Genomic DNA, 19,975 nt, shown 5'->3' on the forward strand with positions numbered 1-19,975 from the left:
TTCAACGGTTACTGAGAATGATCCAAGTAAACCTGTTTGAGAGAAAAACCTTAAAAGCTTTATTCATGCCAGATAAAATACCCATAAAACAAAGGGAAGCTCAAATGAGCTTCCCTTTATGAAAATTATGGGACAGTAGTGGATCTCTAGATCCTTTTTTATAGATTTGAAAACAGGTTTTATTTAGCGCCTAGGCTAATTTAAATGATCTAATAACTCTGCAAAACTCTCGATCCTGGCTTTAGGATTCGCTGCCGTTAACTCTTCATCTGAACCATAGCCATATTCCACTGCAATGGTTTCAATTCCATTACGGCGCGCGCCGAAAATGTCATGTTCACGATCACCGACCATCAAACATTCATTAGGATTTAACTGCTCTTTTTCAATGATATAAGCAATTAAATCAGCTTTATTGGTGCGCTCTCCGTTGAGTTCACTGCCATAGGCATATACAAAATATTGCAATAAATCAAAGTGCTCTAAAATTTGCTTGGCATAAATTTCAGGTTTCGCCGTGGCCAAAAACAAATGGTAACCTTGGGCTTGCAATGTTTTTAAAGTTTCAGACACTTCAGGGAAAACATGGTTTTCATATAAGCCGGTGACCGCAAATCGTTCGCGGTAGCCCATTAACGCCTGTTCAGCCAAAATATCATCTGTTGCCACATTTAAAATTTTTGCCAGCGAAGCCTGTAAGGGTGGACCAATAATCCAGTCAATATTGACATCATCTGCAATAGGATGGCCAATTTTATTTAAGCCATAACGTGCGCTGGTGGTAATTCCCACTTTTGGATCAGTTAATGTTCCATCTAAATCAATCAAAATATTTTTAATCACAGACTGACCCTTTCATCTTAAATTTTCACTTCACAAATACTATCGAGACTTGGCTCAAAATTGCCTATACTAACGCAAATTTTGTGAAGAAGGACATCATTGTGCGCCCTACTGTACTTTGCTTTTCTGGTTTAGATCCCTCGGGTGGCGCTGGCTTGCAGGCAGATATTGAAGCAATTGGCCAAAGTGGTGCCCATGCGGCAATTGCCTGCACTGCCCTGACCATTCAAAATTCACAACAAGTCTTTGGTTTTGAAGCGACATCGAAAGAATTACTGCTCGCTCAAGCACATGCAGTGGTGGATGATTTACCGATTAAATGCGTTAAATCCGGTATGTTAGGCACCACGGATAATATTGCAGCGCTGGCTGAATTTCTACGTGAACATCCAGAATATTTATATGTACTTGATCCAGTTCTGGTTGCCAATAGCGGTGGTTCACTGGGCAATCAGAAAACGCTGGTAAAAGCGTTTGTGGAACTTATTCCACTGGCTACAGTGCTGACACCAAATACAGTAGAGCTTCGGGCATTAACAGGTGTGGAAGATATCGACCAGGCCACCGCAAGACTCTTTGCAATGGGAGCCCAAGCCGTGCTGGTCAAAGGCGGCCATGAAGATACGCCGGACTATATTCGCAATGCTTTATATATAAATGGCGAGATGGTTTCCGAAACCAGCTGTCCTCGTCTTGAAGGCGAATATCATGGTTCAGGCTGTTCATTGGCAAGCTTCATTGCCGGTCGCTTGGCGCAAGGCGATGATTTAAAACAAGCGGTAAATCATGCCGAAACCTGGTTATTTGGTGTGCTTAAAAAAGCGGAAACTCCGGTACCCAATGGTCAAAAAATTCCTAAGCGTTTCTAAAAAATAGAATTAATCAACTGATCATAAACGACTGTTATGCTGTTTGAGATCAGGTTTTTTATACCGATTTTTTGTCGATAAAATCTGGATTTTATTGTGCCATTTAAAAATAAGGCATGTATAAATACATGCCTTATGATGCCCATCATTACACTAGGCAATGAGTTCTTTAATTTTGGTGGTTGATCCATTATTTTTGACGGATTCTATACCTTTCTCACGTGATTGCTCACTTGAATAGAATTGACTGCGACCAATAATCTGGTAATTCACCGCTTTCAAGTTGAAATAAGGCTTACCATTTTTCGCTTCTAGGCGTTCATAACGACTATTATCTCTGCTATTTCGCTGAACCGATTCAATGCCAATCTGTACAGAGGCTTTTGCCTTATATAATTCACTGGTTAAAATGACTTCCCCATTTCGAGCTTTTAACACAAAACGATATTGTCCATCTTCTACTTGACTGATTTCATACCATCCGGTCATTTTTAAATCCTCTATATTATTTTAAAATTTATAAGAATTTGATTATTTTTTTTGTTTTTCAAAACATGCTGTTTTATAAAATATAAATAGTTTTTAGTTTCTTAATGTGGTTATTTTGTAATCACAAAATCTCTAGACTTTTTTAAAAAGTGCATTTCACCCAACCAAATTTGGCTTACAGTGACTCAATAAAAAAAATAAAGATCAAGAGAATAAAGGGAAATTTAATCTCTTGATCATTGTTAAGTCTAGACAATTTTCTTAGCGTAAGTGGCTTTCTGCATTTCGAGAATTTCCACACAGATTTGTACCTGGATGTGGCTCTGCTGGGGTAAATGCTGTTCAAGCGTGGTTAATAATACTTGTGAAATTTCCTGTTGTAATTCCACACTGCGCCCAGTCAATAAAGAAACTTTGGCATGTAAATACCCTTGTGACGCATCCCCTAAACCAATGACATAATCTTGCTGGCAAATAGCACGGCTTTTCACATCATTGGCAGCCTTAATATATGCACCATCAAGCATGGCCTGGTTTAAGGCTAGTAATATAGGTTTTGGCTCAAGATGTTCAATATTGTCTGAATATTCAAGATGGATGTGAGGCATAACAAAGAATTCTTAAGGGATTGCTGTTGTTATATCATGGCATTTGCTCATCCATAAGGACAATCTATCAATATTTAATGCGCAATGCTGTTTTATAGATCAAAGATTTATAGACTATTTGATTTCCTTTTAAAGGGTTCATCCTGCACGTCTTTTTGGGATTTATTAACTGAGCATAGATTTTCAAGCACCTGATGGCTGCCTCATAAAAACGGTCTCATTAAAAAAGCCCCAACATTTCTGCCAGAGCTTTTACATTTCAATCTGGCTGAATTAAGCTTTTTTCACAAAATCAGATTTCAATTTCATTGCACCAATCCCATCAACTTTACAATCAATGTCATGACCATCACTTGAATCGGGTAATAAACGAATATTTTTCGCTTTGGTTCCCACTTTAATCACGGATGAAGAGCCCTTAATTTTCAAGTCTTTAATTACAGTAACCGTATCGCCATCGGCAAGGACATTGCCATTTGAGTCTTTAATAATCGTAACCTGCTCAGCGCTGCTTTCACCCTCTTTCCATTCATGAGCACATTCCGGGCAAATCAGCAAATCGCCATCTTCATATGCGTATTCTGAATTACATTTGGGGCAATTCGGCAAAGACATAAAAAACCTCAAAACAGCTACTATAGCATTTTATACGTCCATCTCTTGCTTAAAACCTTATTTATTTCATGGAATAAAAGTAGACAGGATAAATTTAAGCCTTGCTCTAAAAGCTGGTTCAGTACAATCATATGGTTATAAGTTTTGCTCTTGGCTGCAGTACTCAAAGTGACTTTTCCTATTGAGTGATCTCTCAAATTTTCTGCTACTCAACAAGTTCCGCTTTATAGTGCTGTTGAAAGGCTTCCTAATGTTGGAGATTGTGCGCGTACCATTTCCGCAGTCCAGTCGACGGTGTGATTGCCTTGAGCTACATTGAGCATCTTGTTTTTTAATACCTCTGGGCCAAAGTCGATCGACCAAAATCGTTTACCATCTGATGCTAAAACTTGAGCATAGGCATGCTTGATTAAATTTGCATGGGTCATCTCGTTATTGATCTGGAATCTCAGCATTGACCAATAATGTGAGCAATTGCAACGATTCCTGCCATCCCAGATAGCAGGCTTCTGCTGGAATCACATCGGGAATACCGGATTGGGTGATATGTACTTCCGTGCCCACAGAAACGGGATTGAGCTGAATCCTGACTTCAATTTGACCAGGTAAGTTTGGGTCGTCGAACTGGTCTGTATAACGCAACAATTGATTAGGAATAATTTCATGATAGGTTCCACCAAAAGACTGGCTGGTACCGGTGGTAAAATTGCTGAAAGATATTTTATAAGTGCCGCCCACTTTTGCATCCAGATGATGGACTTTAGCAGTAAACCCATGTGGTGCCATCCATTTTACCAAAGCATCAGGATCCATCAAGGCTCTAAACACCCGTTCTGGTGGCGCGGTGAATATACGATGAAGTTTGACAGTACTTGGCATTTCTTTTTCTCCCTTTTTGTTGTTTGGTTTATTTAGTCTACTGCTGTTGATCTATGACTATGTCGGGCTTTGGTATGACATTCGGAGCGGATTTTTTACTGTATTTCTCGACCAAAAGACGCTCCGCAGAGTCCTAAATATTTCTACATTAAAACAGCAGTACTCAAGCAGATAGCTTTAATTAAATTCTAGCATCTGAACTAAACAGCTTAATCAGGCATGTCATCAATCTGATGGGGTTCTGTGCGCGGCTGGGTATTCATGCGATGTCTAAAAGACGATGAGCGTTCATATGCCTGCATACGCACCCGCATAATGGAACCCAATGGCTGATGTTCTATCACTCCATGCCAAGGGTTAAAAGACAGCACGTCATCGCAATAAACCCGACGTGCCGGACTAAAAGTATCCTGCTGGGGAAAGTGCAAATGACCAATGACCTGATGCGGTGATTCTTGTTCTTTCCACAGCACAGCCGCATCCTCGACCGGCATAGTCCTCAGATCGGTACATAGCTGCGCACGAATCGCATAATCTGCCGTACTCTTCTTGAAAAAATCCCGAACGATGTCACGAATACTGGAATCATTATTAATTTGCATCTGGATGCCGGTCAGTTTCTTCACGGAGTCAGATTCGGGTGTGACACTGATTTTGGCAATATAGTCACCATAACGAAGTGCGGCCATACTATGATAGGTTTCACCCAACACATGATGCTGGCTACGTGCCAGACCTTTTAAGCTTGCAGGTGCGGGAAAGCCTGCGCGATTCATCAGATAATTTACTCCTCGCATGACCTGACGCAGGCTACGCATCACCGGTTCAGGCGCCTGCTCTGCCTCGGTAATAAAAGGTAGCATTTGCTTATATTTACGCACGGTTCCAAAACTCAGCACCGGAATATTGACCATCAGAAAATCTTGGTGATGACCATCGCTTGGATCGGTCGGCAATAAACGCTGCCCCGGCACATTTAAAATTTTAAGCGCGAAACCATGAGGGGCGGGAGTTTTATCACTATGCAGATCACCCGGCGCAGCCGATAGGCGTACCATCACGTCATAATAGCCCGGATGAGCAAAAATCCCTTGAGCCAAATGAGCGGGTAAATTTTCTGGAATGGTCAAAAGACCTTTTAAGAAACCGTGAGATTTTGCATGTGCATCACGAACCGCATGACGGTGCTGGTCAAAAACCTTGCTGTTGGTCTGTGCCATCTGTTCTGCAATATGCTGAATATCCTCCTCTTCATTTTCCTGTTTTTGCTCTACTTCTGGACGATAGCTCACATAATTCGCGCTCATACGCCTTTCCTTTTCATGGTTTGAATATGGATCAACTGCACTGAATTTTTTGTATTAATCTAACAAGGAGTTCGTTTTACAAGTTAATTTATTGGTTGACGTTTTGAGGGTCTTTGGTAAATACCACAGAACGTCTTGCTAAAAGTCTTCCCTCATCAAAAACAGAGCAAGTCAAAAATCAAAAGTAATGTTCCCAATTTCATCCTTATGCTTTACTCGGAGATCCAGCGCATTTAGAAGCGAGTTTTGTTTTGAGCTTTTAGCTTAAAACATCGTGAGGAGCCTCCCCTTTGGCTTGTTGCAACTTGGCGATTTCCTCTAACTTTTGTGTTTGTGCCTTATCACTCGTCAGCGTCTGAATTAAATCGTCTGCAAGCTGGTTCAATAACGCCAAATCATCTTCACTCATCTGCCGCACCTGCTTATCCAAAACACATAAACTGCCTAATACCAGGCCCTGCTTATTACGTAAAGGAACCCCGGCATAAAACTTGATTTTATTTCTGTTTAGCTCCGGGTTATGGTTAAAACGCGGATCTCGGTCTATATCTTCAATAATCAGTGCTTCATTTTGATAAACCAGATGGGTACAAATGGATTCCTCCCGCGGAATACCTGCCTCTATTGGATTTTGATTTTCATCTGCTAACGGACTGGCTGGAGTATTCACCCACGCTTCATCCACCAGAGAAATTTGCGCATATTTTACGTTAAATGCCTGGCAGGCTTCTTCAATATACTGCTGATAAATCAGTAAAGTTTCAGGTTTAAGCAACTGCAATTCGTGCAAAGCAGCCAAACGTTCCGGTTCATTTTCGGCAAGCAATTCACGTGCAGGGTTTTCCCCTTGTTGCAGCATCAGCGCATCAACACTCAACATCAATTCATTTACACTGGATACCACAGTCTCGGGTTGAAAACGGTTTTGAATCTCATCGCGTAATTCATCGCTGACATTGCCCCAGATGGCAAAAATAATTTTAATATTCGGCAGACGTTTACGGATACGGTGATTCAGCAGACGAATTTGTGCCACAGGCTGCCGGTGAAACATGGAAATGCACAGTATCTGAGTATTTTCTGGCAAAGATTCCAGCACATCTGTTTTTGATTGAATCAGTACTTCATTATGACTTTGCGCTGCAATTTTTCTTAAGCTTAAACCATGGGCCAGCATGGAAGATACCAATACATCAATTTCCCAACGCGCTCCCAAGCACACCACTTGCACCGGATCAGCTGTATTTGGAGCCGGATATTTTTGCTGAAAATCATGATTAAACAATTTTAGGCCTTGATGCATTCTTAAACGGTGCTCAGCACTTGCTTCAGTACTATGCCCTTGTGAAAATAGATGAATGGCGGGAATGGCAACCTCGTCATAAAAGGCATTTACCTTACGAACGATAACTTCCTCACTGGGCTTTTTCGGCAATTTTTGTTGAATATAATCTTGTGCTACTTCAAGAGCATCCTCTACCTCATCGGCAACCAGGCGCTGATAAAACCGCTGTGGAGGTGTCAGTACCGGTTCACTGCCAATCAGGGTTTTGATAAACCCTAATGCCGGAATATAATGAGATAACGCCAATAAACATGCTGTGAGTGGAGTTGAAAGAATCAGTCCGGCAGGTCCCCATAGCGTAGTCCAGAATGTTGCCGCAAGAATAATCGCCAAAGTTGAAAGACCGGTACTTTCACCATACAACCATGGCTCAATCACATTGTTACTAATCAGCTCAAGTAACAGAATCAGACCAATGGTCCACAGCACCATGTTCCAGCCGGGATCGACTGCGAATGCCAAAGTAATGGGAAATAAGGCCGAAATCATTGGACCAACATAAGGGACGAAGCGCATTCCTATCGCGACAATTCCCCACATAATGGCAGCAGGTACACCAATCAGCCATAAGCCCACTGCCATGGGAATACCGTAAGTGACATTTACCAACAGCTGCATCCGCAGATAGGTTCCAAGTCGATCCGCCGCATCATCCAGTGCATCTGTACCGACATTTAAATTACCACCCAGCAATTTCAACAAGCGGTCATGCAAGTCTTTTCGACTGAGTAAAATCAGCACCACAAACAGAAAAACAATGCCTATTGTGGCTAAGGGATGAAAGATTCTCGCACCCCACTGCATGGCAGTTTCAGTTGTACTCTCTTCCTGCCCCACCACCTGAACCTGTTGTACTCCTTGGGGTTTTTCAACTGGAGTCACGTCCTGTATCGAACTTTCTACCGTATCAATGGTCGTGATGGCGCCGTCCCATACACTCGGCCCAGAAGTAAAACTTTTTACTGAATCGAGTTTTTGCTTAATGGTGTCCTGATATTGCGGCAACTCCTGACTTAAATTCCCCAGTTGATAGCCCAGATAAGTTGCAGCACCGCCTAAAAGAGTTAAAGCAAATAGCACCACAAGCGCAATTGATGGCAGTTGTGGTAAACCCCATTTTTTTAAGCGTGAGACTAAAGGCTCAAGTAAAAATGCCAAAAGCACCGACAGAGCCAGAGGAATCAGAATATCTTTTCCAAAATACAGGGCTAAAATAATCAGGGCGGCAATCACGAATCCCGCCATCACACGTAAAACATGTCTGGTCTGAGCTTCATCACTGACTGGGGGTAATGGAGATTGTGAATTTAGTGTTTTTTCCTTCTTCACCTTAATATCCTTATTATTCTTTATCCCTGTCCTTATATTTAAGATTTTATGTGCTAGAAATTCTAGAGTGTTACTGTAATTAAACGCTCTATTCCCCTCAGGCTAGTTTCAGTTCAGGCAGCTTATCTTTTATTTTTCGCCGAATATGAAGCATTAAAAAACCCTAACTGTTTGCACTGTCAGGGTTTTATGGTATCTCATTCAATGAAAGCAATTATTGCTTAACCTGAATAACAGACACTATTTTTGAATATTATTCTATCACTTGAATTAACTTTGAAGTTCATCTTCCAAGTCTTCGTCATCATAGACATACGCCATGCAACCCCAACCATCATATTCACCGCCATGTTGTTCAGCAATTTTAGTGAACCATTCTTCAATGTCGACGATGTCTGAATAATCAGGTTCCATATACACATAAATAGTGATAATCCACTCTAGCGTATCGGCTTCTTCATCTTCAAACAGGCTGATTTTTTGTTCTTCTTTCAGCAAATAAAGCGCACATTTTTCGGCTTGTTCTTGGGTTTGAAAAGCAATAGAAAATTCAATTTCATGGGCTTCAGTCAGGTCATCGCCATCTTCAGCCATTTGCCAAAGTACGTTACCGTTTTCGTCATTTGGGAATTTTTCAAAATCACGTGTCATGGGCATTTCCTTATCGTAATCATTTAAATCTGGGGTATTGTACCCAGATTAGCTCAGGTTTGTTTCATTTTAGCGATTCAAAAGATCCATTGTTTTGCTTATATCGTTAACATGCGGGCAAAATGGCATGTTCTGTCACTGGCATCAGTAGCAGTGACTTTGTTTCAAGTTTTGCTCACTTCTACAAAGTTCTCCACTTGATTTTGTCGCTCGGCTACATATTGTTCAATGTCCAAAATAGCTTGATAGCGGCTGAGTTTTTCGACCTTATTGCTTAAAGTTCCCGTCTCTGCACAAAAAGTATTTAATTCATGTTGCAGCTCATCATTTTTTTGTTCATGGGCAGCCAAATTTGCTCGTGTGCGATCCAGATTGACCAGTTTGTTCTTGCCCCGTTTTATTGCACCATAAAGCAATCCCGCTAAAATACTTATTGCTGTAATCGTGGTTATGATAGAGAAATAAATCATTGTTATAATCTCCCACACCCCACCCTACACTAGTTATTTTTCGATCAATTTTCAACCGCAAAAAGCAGAGATATTATTTCTATTTTTATTCCATGAAAGTGAGAAACAGATATAAAAACTATACTTTTAAAATGATGAATGATTTAAAAATATTTAAAATTTTCTTATTCACTATCAGTAGTTACAACTCGTATCGACACTGGTGACTACAACCAATATGCCTAGACCCGCCCTACAATTCCGGCTATTCTAGATTATGGTTTGCTTCCTCATCAGAAAGGGACATCGCCTTTAATTTCAACATTTACCCCTGTTAATGGTTGTTTAAATGCCAAATAACTTGCATGTAAAGCCATGCGTTTTAATGGACTTTGATAGGGTTCGGGGTGATACAGCTTATCGCCCGTAATCGGATGCCCGATATATTGCATATGTACCCGAAGCTGATGCGAACGTCCGGTAACAGGGGTGAGCAATACACGGCTAATATCTTCAGTTTCCGAATAATCCACAGTCTGATATAACGTTTTGGCAGCCTTGCCCCATTCAAAATGCACCATTTGACGCGGACGGTTCTCCCAATCAGTAATGAGAGGAACCTCGACATTTCCCTCCCCGGCAAGCTTGCCTTGTACCAAAGCGATATAGTTTTTCTTTACCGTACGCGCCTGAAACATTTTACTGACCGCAACTTCTGCCTCCCGGTATTTGGCAAACATGAGGATACCCGAAGTTGCCATATCTAAACGATGGGTGATTTTGGCCTGCGGATATTTTTCCAAGACACGCAAATAGGCACTGTCTTGATGCTCAGGCAAACGTCCCGGTACGGATAACAACCCTGCCGGCTTTTCGATTACCACCAGATCATCGTCTTCATAGACGATAACAAGTGGTTCTTGTGGCGGCATATAAACAAAGTTGTTGTCGATAGGCATGTCCATACAGCGTTTGGGAGAATGGGCGAAAAATAACAAAGCGAGATAATGCTGTCAATGCATCCTCAACACAGGAATGAGATTGGATTATTTATTGTTTGCACCTAATTTTCCAAATGCAGGTTTAAGCTGATCTGAAAGATCATCTTCAATCAACTGCAGCACCTGATTTTCTACCTCATATTGCTTAATGGTAATTTTAAACTGACCTTGAAACCATTGATTTAAATGCAATGCATAAGTTGCTTTGTGACCTAGTCCCAAATGTTGTTTCAGCCGACTTTTAATTCCTGATGTAGATGAACCCACATACATGATTTTGCAAGGTGCATTTAATTTTGCACAGGCATGGGTTCCCCGTTGCTTAAAAGCACGAAAATGATTAAATGTCTGGTTAATGTCATCCTCTACTTGTTCAATAATATAAATTGCTTTAGAGATTTTGGGTAAATCATCCAATGTTGAAAATATATATTCCTGAACAGGTAGAGCGGTTTTTGCAATGTGGCACTGCTGAATAAGCATATCTAAATAACTCATATAATTTTATTACAATGCAATGACTTACCAAATATTTTAGCAGTTAAACACCCAAGATTTAAGGATGTTTTTTATTTTCAAATTTTAAAGGATGAAATAAACTTTTTTAGTGGATAAAAAGCATCAATATTGAATATTTATCTAAACTTATCTTCAACACTCTAACTCACATTCTTCATTACATTAATCCGCAAGATAATAATCGACCGTTGAAACCACGCGTACTTTTTTCAAATACGGGGTATTACTGTCCCGGTCTTCTATACTAAACAGCCCCTGATTTGCCGATTTAATTTTTCCCAAACTACTTTTAGAATCAGCGGCAAATTTTTCAGCAACACTACGTGCATTTTCGGTGGCTTGCTCAATCATGGCAGGTTTGATGTCATTGAGTTTGGTAAATAAATATTCGGTTTTTTGTCCAGAATCATCTCCGCTAAAGGCAATGCCTTTTTTACCCAAAGCCACCAAACGACTTTGTGCAACGCGTACCGCATCTATTTTGTGGGTATATACAGTTATGGTTTGATTTGCGGTATAGCGGAGCGCGACATTTTCATTACCACCATATTGCTGGGCATATTTATCGGTTATATTTGGCGCAGCGGAGGTGATTTCCTCGGCAGTAAAACCTTCACTTTTTAAGAAAGCCTGAACTTGCTGGGTATTTATTTCCATGGTGTCGTATAACTGAGCCAGATCTTGGCTGGCAGAGCTAAAGCGAATCGGCCACACTGCCACGTTGGCTTTGACTTCTCGTTCGGACAAGCCCTTGACCGAAACAGTACGCTCATATTGCTTAATTTTCAGTGCACTGTTGCCTAATACCCCTGCTGCAATAATCATTCCCAAGCAAATAAAAACACCTAAGATAAGTGCGGGTTTGAACTGATTCATCGGATTAAGCTCCTTTTTAATATAGACATTATTCTATTTAAATTTTGCAGTTTTTTAAGTAATACAACAGCATAAAAATATGAATTAAATTATTGTGATAGCCCCACATTTTCCTGGTCGTTAAAATTTTAAAATGCTTCAATAAATTTTAACTTTTATCCATAAAATATAAAGCAATTAAAGAGACTAAATTAAACGGTAAAATACCAATTTGATAAATCGTCCTTCCGCCCTAATGAATTGTATCGAAAGTTGCATCTGACAGATTGAACCATTTCCCATGCAGTTTTTTAATCCAGTTATGGATAAAAATAAAGGCCAAAAACCAGATCATTCATATGAAGTAATTGATGCTTACTGAGGACAGTAAAAAACGGCACCAAAAATCAAGATTCATATAGATTCTCTGTGCGCCAGCTTGTGATTGCTAAAATAACAGATTTGATATACTGAAACGAGTTGCTGATTTGTATCTACATTTTGTATTTTAAATTATATTTTTAAACTATGATTTTTAATTCATTTTTATATTTTGTTACTTTTTTATTCGGTAGAGAATTTTTGAGGGTGTTAGGGAAAACATAATGTTTAACTTCAACAATTATAGCTTTGTAAGCGATAACCTTATGCCTATAAACTCGTGATCTATAGCGTCCTAAGCCGAATCGAGACCTTTTGGGTAAGTACTACACTCACGTTATACGCAACTGGTAGCAATCTACTCTTTTCGATCCCTGTCACACCCTTGAAATACATAGTAGCCAAAGATGCTCGGGATTAATTTCCTAAGATTTACGATTTTTTATTATTTATGGAAAAAATTTTCTTTAAATAATATATTTAAGGTATTTTTTACCTTATGGAATAAAATAGCGATTTTTTATTGCAAAATAAGTCAATTTTAAAGAATTTTATACCCCTATAACACTTCCGGTTTAGTTTCTTAAAACCGCCTATCATGCTTGGGTTTCATCAAGTTTAAAAATCCATGCGCTGCATTAAATTATGTCAGGAGTATCAATCACCACTCTTGTTTTAATGTTTTTTACTCATTTCCGATAATAAATCCAGTTGTATTTCCTGTATTTGAGCTAGCCTATCCCACTGATGCATTAACAGGTGATCGAGCTTTTCATGTAGGTGTCGAATTTCCAGTTCAGCTTTTAAGTTGATCTGATAATCATTTTGCGAACGTAACCGGTCTTTCGCTTCCTGGCGGTTTTGACTCATCATAATGACGGGCGCTTGAATGGCAGCTAAACAGGACAGAATTAAATTTAATAAAATGAAAGGATAAGGATCTGCCGGATGAACGACCACCACAACTGTATTTACGATAATCCATAATGCCAAAAAAATGGCAAAGCAAATCAAAAATGTCCAGCTCCCGCCGAAACTTGCAATTTTATCGGCCAGTTTCTCCCCCAAAGTCCAGTGCTGATCTAACTTTGTTTCAATATTTTTTGTGATCAGTTCATGCTGTTGCATACTGTTAATCACTTCATATTCAAGATCCGTCACTTCACCGCGTTCAGATTTTAATAATGAATGAACGTACTGAATTCGATACTTCGCCAAGTCAGTTTGACAAATAAAGTCGTCAGGTGACCATTCTGGAAAATCATGCGAAATTTCTTCGGTAATGACTTTACGTATAGTACCCATCGGGATTAGATTTTTTATCGGGAAATTTTTCCCGCAGGCCATACAGCGTTGAGCTTCTACTTTTACGTTCATGCCGCAGACCCTCTTTTTATTCATCTTAAAATTATGCGTTAATAGATCTTAATGCTATAACACTTTTACTGTTTTTTATGGCATCTCAATATCACTACTCATACATAGCGTATTATCTATTTCACATAAAGGTGATACACATTTTTATTGATATAGGCATTTAAGCCATCGCCATACTGGGCCAGTTGTTTCATGTTCTCGACATGTTGATAGCCGGCACTGGCATAACTATAAGTATAAATTTTGGATTTTTTCTTGAATTGAACCCGAATAAACTCATTGCCAATTTCATAATTGGCAATACCGGAGTCGTGATTAAGGTCAAGATAATGTTCCAAGTGAGCAGTCCTGAAAACCATGAATTGCTTGTTTTTATATGGGGATAATTTGATCAATTTTCAAACAAATACCCAGTGTAAACTGGCAATGTTCAAGTAATAAAAAAGCCCTATAGAGTAATAGGGCTTTTATTCAAAACAGAGGGTAACTGTTTGATATGTGCTGCTTAGGCAATTTTGTTGTTAAATATATTGCCAAGGCATTTGGTACACGGGGGTAAACGATCTGTACCAATTTCTAAGTAAGTGCGTTTTCCGCACTGAACACAAAAATAGAAGCCTGTTCCGGGTTTAGAGCCAGCAGTAACCATTTTTGTTCTCCATGGGTTTTAGAAATGGTAGAACCAGTATATCCCTCTTATGATGAATGTCTATTGTCCATTTCGCCAATTGATAGTGGCGTTTGGGCGAAGTTGTATTTCCTTTACTTATTTTCCAATATAAATTTTAGCTAATCATATCTACTTAGATTTCTATCATAAGTAGCTTGATAACATTGGAAGATATGGGGCAAGAAAACCTAACACAGTAACGTGATTTGAAACAAAGCTCATAAGTTCACCATATAATGACTTATATTCAGCTGTTCCGACTGAAACACCTAATTTTTCAATTCTGCTCTCTACTTCTAATACTAAACCTTCTTCAATTTCAGAGCTTTTTAAATCATTTAGAAGATTAATAAATGCTTCAGGAATTTGAGAATTATTGCTTTCCTGATGAATTGAACTTTGATTATTACCAGATGCTAAATTTTGAACATTACCTGATATATTAAAATTAAAAATCTGACTTACTTTTTCTTGAGGAATAGGATTCGAATTCAGCGCTGCATCTCCAGCGTTGGGATTAATTGCTTCTATTTCTAATACAAAATTTAAAATTTTAGTTTTTACAATATCAATCATTCCCTCTAATTTTGTAGAAGGTATAACTTTCCAAGCTTGTACACATACCGTATTTTCATAGATTTTATTACTAAACATTGCTACAAAATTTGAATCCCAAGGCTGTTGTAAAAGTTTACCTTTTGTAGATTTTTGCACTAATGATTCAATTTCAGCTATTGGAGCTACTAATGAAACGGTAGTTAAATCCTTTCGAAACTCTTTAGGAAAACAATTTGAAGGAATGTCAGCATTTCTTAGTCCCGATCCGAATATTCCTGAAAAATGTCCTTTTGATGAAACATTATTGTAAACTCTATAAAAAGGAATACCATCCGATGACTCATATCCATTAAGTTCTGAATCAACCCATATTTTAAAATCATCATTTCCTAAACGTGCTGCTAAAATTTTACATTTTCTTAATAAATCAGAAACTTTGACACTAGAATTAGTGGCATCATTTTGAATCTCTCTTAGCAAAGACATTATTTTCTCAATAAAAAACCCCACTTAACAGTAGGGTCTTTTTCAAACAATATCAACAACTTTAACTTAAATTCTTAAGCAACAGAACCTTCTAAAAAATCCTGTGCAAAGCGCTGTAAGACCCCACCCGCTTCATACACAGAAACTTCTTCTTCCGTATCCAGACGACAGGTGACTGGCACTTCAACAATCTGATCCTTACCATCATCTGTAGCACGTTCAATCACTAAAATTAAAGTCGAACGTGGCGCGATATTCCCAATCACGCTATACAGCTCAGTACCATCTAATTTTAAAGTCTTACGGTCTGTACCCGGCTTAAACTCAAGCGGCAATACGCCCATACCCACTAGGTTAGTACGGTGAATACGCTCAAAACCTTCCGCAACAATCGCTTCCACACCGGCAAGCCGTACACCTTTGGCAGCCCAGTCACGGCTTGAACCCTGACCATAATCCTTACCTGCAATAATGATTAACGGCTGCTTGCGGTTCATGTAGGTTTCAATCGCTTCCCACATGCGCATCACTTCGCCTTCAGGCTCTACACGTGCTTTCGAACCCTGCTTGACGGTGCCGTCAGCGCGTACCACCATTTCGTTAAACAGTTTCGGGTTAGCCAATGTTGCGCGCTGCGTGGTGAGATGGTCACCGCGATGGGTTGCATATGAGTTGAAATCTTCCTCAGGCACGCCCATTTTTGCCAGATATTCCCCTGCTGCCGAATCGGGGGTAATGGCATTGGAAGGCGATAAATGGTCGGTGGTAATGTTGTCACCCAAGATCGCCAGCGGACGCATATTTGCAAGTGTACGCGGTGCAGCCAACGCCCCTTCCCAGTATGGCGGACGGCGAATATAAGTACTTTGCGGACGCCAGTCATATAGTGGACTAGCTGCTTTGTTATGCACACCCAAATCGAACATCGGGATATAAACTTTCTTAAACTGTTCCGGCTTTACTGACTCTTTGACCAGTGCATCAATTTCAGTATCCGATGGCCAGATGTCTTTTAAGTAAACCGGATTACCGTCTTTATCGTTGCCAAGTGAATCTTTTTCGATGTCAAAACGAATTGTACCGGCAATTGCATATGCAACAACGAGCGGAGGTGATGCCAAGAATGCCTGTTTGGCATATGGATGGATACGACCATCGAAGTTACGGTTACCTGAAAGTACCGCAGTCGTGTACAAGTCACGGTCAATAATTTCTTGCTGGATTTTTGGATCTAATGCGCCAGACATGCCGTTACAGGTGGTGCAGGCATAGCCCACGATTCCAAAGCCAAGTTTCTCCAGATCCTGCAATACCCCTGCTTCTTCAAGGTAAAGTGCTGCAGTTTTAGAACCCGGTGCAAAAGATGATTTCACCCAAGGCTTACGGGTTAAACCCAACTCGTTTGCTTTACGTGCAAGCAAACCGGCTGCAACGGTATTACGCGGGTTTGAGGTATTGGTACAAGATGTGATTGCAGCAATGATTACCGCACCATCTGGCATTAAGCCTTCAGCTTCTTGCGCACGTGCAGCATCTAGATTGCCTGCAATGCCTTTGGCTGTTAAGTCGCTTGTTGATACACGCGCATGTGGATTCGACGGACCTGCAATATTACGTGTCACAGTCGACAAGTCGAAACGCAGTACACGTGGATATTCTGCCTGAGTCATATCCGATGCCCAAAGCCCAATTTCTTTGGCATAGGTTTCAACCAGTTTGACTTGCTCTGGCTCACGACCGGTTAAAGTTAAATAATCAATGGTGTTTTGATCGATATAGAACATGGCTGCAGTTGCGCCATATTCCGGGGTCATGTTGGAAATCGTGGCACGATCACCGACTGACATGCTGTCAGCACCTTCACTGAAGAATTCTAAATATGCGCCAACCACACGCTCTTTACGCAGGAATTCGGTTAATGCCAAAACGATATCGGTCGCGGTAATACCCGGCTGACGTTGACCGACCAGCTCTACACCAATAATGTCCGGTAAACGCATCCACGATGCACGCCCCAACATCACGTTTTCAGCTTCTAGGCCACCAACACCAATCGAGATTACGCCCAGAGCATCGGTATGTGGCGTATGCGAATCTGTACCAACACAAGTATCCGGGAAAGCAACGCCATCGCGGTTTTGAATTACCGGAGACATTTTCTCCAGGTTAATCTGGTGCATGATGCCGTTGCCCGCAGGAATCACATCGACATTTTCAAAGGCAGTTTTGGTCCATTCAATAAAATGGAACCGGTCTTCATTACGACGGTCTTCAATGGCACGGTTTTTCTCAAAGGCATCTGGATCGGAACCGCCATACTCCACTGCCAGTGAATGGTCAACGATGAGCTGGGTTGGCACCACCGGATTGACTTTAGACGGATCACCACCCTGTTCTGCAATCGCATCACGCAAGCCTGCCAAGTCGACAAGTGCGGTCTGACCCAAAATGTCATGACACACTACACGTGCCGGATACCAGGGGAAATCATGATCTTGCTTGCGTTCAATCAGTTGTTTTAATGACTGCTCTAAAATGGCTGGATCACAACGGCGTACCAACTGTTCTGCAAGTACTTTGGATGTATAAGGAAGTTTGGCATATGCGCCTGGTTGAATATCTTCTACGGCTTGGCGCACGTCAAAATATTCGAGCTGGGTGCCTTGCAGTGGTTTACGGTAGTTGTTGTTCATAGCTTACCTGCCTCTTGAATCATTTTTCTTTACTACGTAATTGTTGTTAACGAGTCACAATTGCTTTGATGGCATTGTACGCTGTGAAAAAGCCATTTCCCAAATCTTATATATTTCATAAACTTAATCTTTAAAAATCCACTTTTTGCAATATTCCGTTACATAAACCTTGGAATATTTGCTCTAAATATGCTTTTTTGTGAAAAACAGCGGGGAATCAAGCTCATTCTTTAGTATTAGATCCGTTTTTTAGGATAAAAAACAACCTGAATCGGTGCCTTTATTATGTTACCTAAAATTTTCTCTTTTACCGGTATAGTTTAGTATTTCTAAACATGTTTTTATAAATATGAGATCATTTGAATAAAATTATTTTATTCCCATCTTGTAAATCTCCTTTAAAGCACATTTTTCACTTAAACCACCTGTTAACTATCCTCTTCTTAGTGAACCAGCTCTCAACATAGTTAATAAATACTAAACGATTAAAAACTCTACTCTTCAAAAATCTTCCATGTATAAAAAAAAGATAAAGGTGAGATAAAATATTGAAACTAGCGATTATTGGAATTATTGCTGCTGTAGTAGCCCTATTCGCGTAGAGCTGGAAAGACAGAATAATACTTCATCTGTCCAACCCATCACATCCATCTAACCCATGGCTCATGGGTCAGTCCCCCAAGGGGCAACAGCGAGAATGTTTTCCTGATATTTGCATCCAAAGAAAAACTTGATGATCAATTTAAAATTGAACCCAATCATCCTGCAGATACCTATTGGTATCATGCCCATTTACGATGATATGCCGTACCGTGGTTTAAAAGAAGTGTTTCAAAGATACGATCTTGGGGAAACAGGGTTATCGCATCATTGCCAGAAGCTAGGACCAAAAATTTGAAAGCGATTTTGTCCGGCACTGTCATATTCTGGATCAGGAAATGATGGAAATGAGTGAACCGGTGTGGATCTGTGGAGACCAATATCGTTGTGATTCATCTTTAGCTGCTTCTCATCACTGATACATCTCTGCTTTATTCTGCTTAACAAAAGTCAGCAACTTATATTGCTGGCTTTTTTATTTGCCTCTGTTTGGTGCTTGCTGCACAATAGCTTGATTGATTTGTTGTATTGAAACTGAGGCCAAGCATGACAACGTCTACTGCTTTTACATTATTCACTTTAAATGGTGTAGATGCGCAAAAATTCCTTCAAGGCCAAGTGACTTTAAATACCGAAGCCTTAGCAGAAAACCTGACTCGCTATACAGCAATCTGTAGTTTAAAAGGCCGGATTCAGTTTGGTTTATGGCTCAGAAAAATCAATCCAGAAAGTTTTGAAATTGTGACGACCCAAGACCAGGCAGAAGAGTTCTCCAAACACATTAAAAAGTTTGGTGCATTTTCAAAAATGAAACTGGAACAAGTCGGTCCGGTTTTCCCTATTTTAAATGGAGATACTACCGAATTTTCTACAACTGAAACCGATATCACAGCGTGGCAACTTCAAGCGATCGAAGCAGGTCAAGCCTGGATTGATGCGAGCACGTCACAAGAATTCCAGCCACAAGAGCTTCGCTTGCATCAGCGTGAAGGCGTGCATTACGACAAAGGCTGTTATTTGGGTCAGGAAATTATTGCGCGTCTCTGGTTTAAGGCCAAACCGAAACACTGGTTGCACCTGGTTCAAGGTATAGGCGAAACTCCGGCTGCTGCAAGCAAATTGAGCAATGATGTTGAAGTGGTAAATAGCATTGCGATTGAGGGTGGTTATAAAGCACTGGTGGTTGCAAAACCTGCAGCGATTGCTGAGCTTGGATTACACGTTTTAGAATTGCCTGAAGCTTTAAATGGTGATGTAGCACGTCCGCAATAATATCCAAGTTTAAAGATACCATGATAAAAAGCCTCCAAAATTGATCTGACCCCCGAAAGTTGGACGGTTTGATTAAGCAGCTTTTAAGGACTGTTTCCTGTACTCTACAGGACTCAGTCCTTTTAATTTAACCTTGATTCGTTCATGGTTGTAATAGTGAATATATTCTTTCACGGTTT

At 40.2% G+C, this 19,975-nt stretch carries 21 protein-coding genes and 1 pseudogene; 3 read left to right on the top strand and 19 right to left on the bottom strand.

Features of this window, described 5'->3' with window-relative positions; translation table 11 throughout:
* A pseudogene (locus ACKI4H_RS09685) lies at positions 1–122 on the top strand (IS4 family transposase); the annotation flags it as partial.
* Positions 123–195: 73 nt separating this feature from the next.
* Here the strand turns inward: ACKI4H_RS09685 and ACKI4H_RS09690 are convergent.
* Entirely contained in the window at positions 196–843 is a 648-nt protein-coding gene (locus tag ACKI4H_RS09690; RefSeq protein ID WP_407305342.1) for an HAD-IA family hydrolase, read from the bottom strand.
* Between the two features lie 101 nt (positions 844–944).
* Between ACKI4H_RS09690 and ACKI4H_RS09695 the strand changes: the two genes are divergently transcribed.
* Complete coding sequence (locus ACKI4H_RS09695; RefSeq protein ID WP_407305343.1) at positions 945–1,712, top strand: hydroxymethylpyrimidine/phosphomethylpyrimidine kinase; 768 nt, start codon at positions 945–947, stop codon at positions 1,710–1,712.
* Positions 1,713–1,865: 153 nt separating this feature from the next.
* Here the strand turns inward: ACKI4H_RS09695 and ACKI4H_RS09700 are convergent, their stop codons facing one another.
* The 17 genes from ACKI4H_RS09700 to acnD all read right to left on the bottom strand — a co-directional run bounded on the left by ACKI4H_RS09700 (position 1,866) and on the right by acnD (position 17,924).
* On the bottom strand, positions 1,866–2,201 hold the full coding sequence (locus ACKI4H_RS09700) for a YegP family protein (protein ID WP_407305344.1): 336 nt from the start codon (positions 2,199–2,201) through the stop codon (positions 1,866–1,868).
* A 248-nt stretch (positions 2,202–2,449) separates the two neighbouring features.
* Positions 2,450–2,809 carry a 5-carboxymethyl-2-hydroxymuconate Delta-isomerase gene (locus ACKI4H_RS09705; RefSeq protein WP_407305345.1) on the bottom strand — a complete coding sequence of 120 codons (360 nt, stop codon included), beginning with the start codon at positions 2,807–2,809 and terminating at the stop codon, positions 2,450–2,452.
* 273 nt (positions 2,810–3,082) lie between these two features.
* Positions 3,083–3,424, bottom strand: coding sequence for a zinc ribbon domain-containing protein YjdM (locus ACKI4H_RS09710; RefSeq protein ID WP_407305346.1), 342 nt, complete (start codon positions 3,422–3,424; stop codon positions 3,083–3,085).
* A gap of 224 nt (positions 3,425–3,648) precedes the next feature.
* The gene (locus ACKI4H_RS09715; protein ID WP_407305347.1) at positions 3,649–3,852 is read right to left on the bottom strand and encodes a hypothetical protein; all 204 of its coding nucleotides are present in this window, start codon (positions 3,850–3,852) and stop codon (positions 3,649–3,651) included.
* A gap of 4 nt (positions 3,853–3,856) precedes the next feature.
* Positions 3,857–4,303, bottom strand: coding sequence for an SRPBCC family protein (locus ACKI4H_RS09720; RefSeq protein ID WP_407305348.1), 447 nt, complete (start codon positions 4,301–4,303; stop codon positions 3,857–3,859).
* Between the two features lie 209 nt (positions 4,304–4,512).
* Positions 4,513–5,610 (bottom strand): catalase family protein, encoded by a 1,098-nt coding sequence (locus ACKI4H_RS09725; RefSeq protein ID WP_407305349.1) that lies wholly within the window; start codon positions 5,608–5,610, stop codon positions 4,513–4,515.
* Positions 5,611–5,869: 259 nt separating this feature from the next.
* The gene (locus tag ACKI4H_RS09730; protein ID WP_407305361.1) at positions 5,870–8,308 is read right to left on the bottom strand and encodes an AI-2E family transporter; all 2,439 of its coding nucleotides are present in this window, start codon (positions 8,306–8,308) and stop codon (positions 5,870–5,872) included.
* Positions 8,309–8,554: 246 nt separating this feature from the next.
* Positions 8,555–8,935, bottom strand: coding sequence for a ribonuclease E inhibitor RraB (locus ACKI4H_RS09735; protein ID WP_407305350.1), 381 nt, complete (start codon positions 8,933–8,935; stop codon positions 8,555–8,557).
* A gap of 164 nt (positions 8,936–9,099) precedes the next feature.
* Positions 9,100–9,405: a hypothetical protein gene (locus tag ACKI4H_RS09740; protein ID WP_407305351.1), complete on the bottom strand. Its 306-nt coding sequence runs from the start codon at positions 9,403–9,405 to the stop codon at positions 9,100–9,102.
* A 272-nt stretch (positions 9,406–9,677) separates the two neighbouring features.
* Positions 9,678–10,343, bottom strand: a complete 666-nt coding sequence (locus tag ACKI4H_RS09745; RefSeq protein ID WP_407305352.1) for a pseudouridine synthase — start codon at positions 10,341–10,343, stop codon at positions 9,678–9,680.
* 87 nt (positions 10,344–10,430) lie between these two features.
* The gene (locus tag ACKI4H_RS09750) at positions 10,431–10,883 is read right to left on the bottom strand and encodes a hypothetical protein (RefSeq protein ID WP_407305353.1); all 453 of its coding nucleotides are present in this window, start codon (positions 10,881–10,883) and stop codon (positions 10,431–10,433) included.
* 183 nt (positions 10,884–11,066) lie between these two features.
* Positions 11,067–11,780, bottom strand: coding sequence for an SIMPL domain-containing protein (locus tag ACKI4H_RS09755; RefSeq protein ID WP_407305354.1), 714 nt, complete (start codon positions 11,778–11,780; stop codon positions 11,067–11,069).
* 232 nt (positions 11,781–12,012) lie between these two features.
* On the bottom strand, positions 12,013–12,114 hold the full coding sequence (locus ACKI4H_RS09760; protein ID WP_407305355.1) for a DUF6868 family protein: 102 nt from the start codon (positions 12,112–12,114) through the stop codon (positions 12,013–12,015).
* Between the two features lie 701 nt (positions 12,115–12,815).
* Entirely contained in the window at positions 12,816–13,517 is a 702-nt protein-coding gene (locus ACKI4H_RS09765; protein WP_407305356.1) for a DUF1003 domain-containing protein, read from the bottom strand.
* Positions 13,518–13,633: 116 nt separating this feature from the next.
* Complete coding sequence (locus tag ACKI4H_RS09770) at positions 13,634–13,855, bottom strand: hypothetical protein (protein ID WP_407305357.1); 222 nt, start codon at positions 13,853–13,855, stop codon at positions 13,634–13,636.
* 476 nt (positions 13,856–14,331) lie between these two features.
* The gene (locus tag ACKI4H_RS09775) at positions 14,332–15,231 is read right to left on the bottom strand and encodes a hypothetical protein (protein ID WP_407305358.1); all 900 of its coding nucleotides are present in this window, start codon (positions 15,229–15,231) and stop codon (positions 14,332–14,334) included.
* 74 nt (positions 15,232–15,305) lie between these two features.
* A complete protein-coding gene (gene acnD / locus ACKI4H_RS09780; protein ID WP_407305359.1) occupies positions 15,306–17,924 on the bottom strand; it encodes a Fe/S-dependent 2-methylisocitrate dehydratase AcnD in 2,619 nt (872 codons plus the stop codon).
* Between the two features lie 1,146 nt (positions 17,925–19,070).
* On the opposite strand from acnD, the gene ACKI4H_RS09785 reads away from it, so the two are divergent.
* Positions 19,071–19,796 carry a YgfZ/GcvT domain-containing protein gene (locus tag ACKI4H_RS09785; RefSeq protein WP_407305360.1) on the top strand — a complete coding sequence of 242 codons (726 nt, stop codon included), beginning with the start codon at positions 19,071–19,073 and terminating at the stop codon, positions 19,794–19,796.
* 72 nt (positions 19,797–19,868) lie between these two features.
* Here the strand turns inward: ACKI4H_RS09785 and ACKI4H_RS09790 are convergent.
* The coding region (locus tag ACKI4H_RS09790) for an IS3 family transposase (RefSeq protein ID WP_407305362.1) at positions 19,869–19,975 on the bottom strand (107 nt) is incomplete at its 5' end.

It is taken from the genome of Acinetobacter sp. (genome assembly GCF_045628685.1).
Taxonomy (GTDB): Bacteria; Pseudomonadota; Gammaproteobacteria; order Pseudomonadales; family Moraxellaceae; genus Acinetobacter.

Excerpts from the sequence above, each read along its gene's own strand:
- ACKI4H_RS09700 (WP_407305344.1), bottom strand. The coding sequence starts at position 2,201 with ATGACCGGATGGTATGAAATCAGTCAAGTAGAAGATGGACAATATCGT.
- ACKI4H_RS09705 (WP_407305345.1), bottom strand. The coding sequence starts at position 2,809 with ATGCCTCACATCCATCTTGAATATTCAGACAATATTGAACATCTTGAG.
- ACKI4H_RS09710 (WP_407305346.1), bottom strand. The coding sequence starts at position 3,424 with ATGTCTTTGCCGAATTGCCCCAAATGTAATTCAGAATACGCATATGAA.
- ACKI4H_RS09715 (WP_407305347.1), bottom strand. The coding sequence starts at position 3,852 with ATGACCCATGCAAATTTAATCAAGCATGCCTATGCTCAAGTTTTAGCA.
- ACKI4H_RS09720 (WP_407305348.1), bottom strand. The coding sequence starts at position 4,303 with ATGCCAAGTACTGTCAAACTTCATCGTATATTCACCGCGCCACCAGAA.
- ACKI4H_RS09725 (WP_407305349.1), bottom strand. The coding sequence starts at position 5,610 with ATGAGCGCGAATTATGTGAGCTATCGTCCAGAAGTAGAGCAAAAACAG.
- ACKI4H_RS09735 (WP_407305350.1), bottom strand. The coding sequence starts at position 8,935 with ATGACACGTGATTTTGAAAAATTCCCAAATGACGAAAACGGTAACGTA.
- ACKI4H_RS09740 (WP_407305351.1), bottom strand. The coding sequence starts at position 9,405 with ATGATTTATTTCTCTATCATAACCACGATTACAGCAATAAGTATTTTA.
- ACKI4H_RS09745 (WP_407305352.1), bottom strand. The coding sequence starts at position 10,343 with ATGCCTATCGACAACAACTTTGTTTATATGCCGCCACAAGAACCACTT.
- ACKI4H_RS09750 (WP_407305353.1), bottom strand. The coding sequence starts at position 10,883 with ATGAGTTATTTAGATATGCTTATTCAGCAGTGCCACATTGCAAAAACC.
- ACKI4H_RS09755 (WP_407305354.1), bottom strand. The coding sequence starts at position 11,780 with ATGAATCAGTTCAAACCCGCACTTATCTTAGGTGTTTTTATTTGCTTG.
- ACKI4H_RS09760 (WP_407305355.1), bottom strand. The coding sequence starts at position 12,114 with ATGATCTGGTTTTTGGCCTTTATTTTTATCCATAACTGGATTAAAAAA.
- ACKI4H_RS09765 (WP_407305356.1), bottom strand. The coding sequence starts at position 13,517 with ATGAACGTAAAAGTAGAAGCTCAACGCTGTATGGCCTGCGGGAAAAAT.
- ACKI4H_RS09775 (WP_407305358.1), bottom strand. The coding sequence starts at position 15,231 with ATGTCTTTGCTAAGAGAGATTCAAAATGATGCCACTAATTCTAGTGTC.
- acnD (WP_407305359.1), bottom strand. The coding sequence starts at position 17,924 with ATGAACAACAACTACCGTAAACCACTGCAAGGCACCCAGCTCGAATAT.
- ACKI4H_RS09785 (WP_407305360.1), top strand. The coding sequence starts at position 19,071 with ATGACAACGTCTACTGCTTTTACATTATTCACTTTAAATGGTGTAGAT.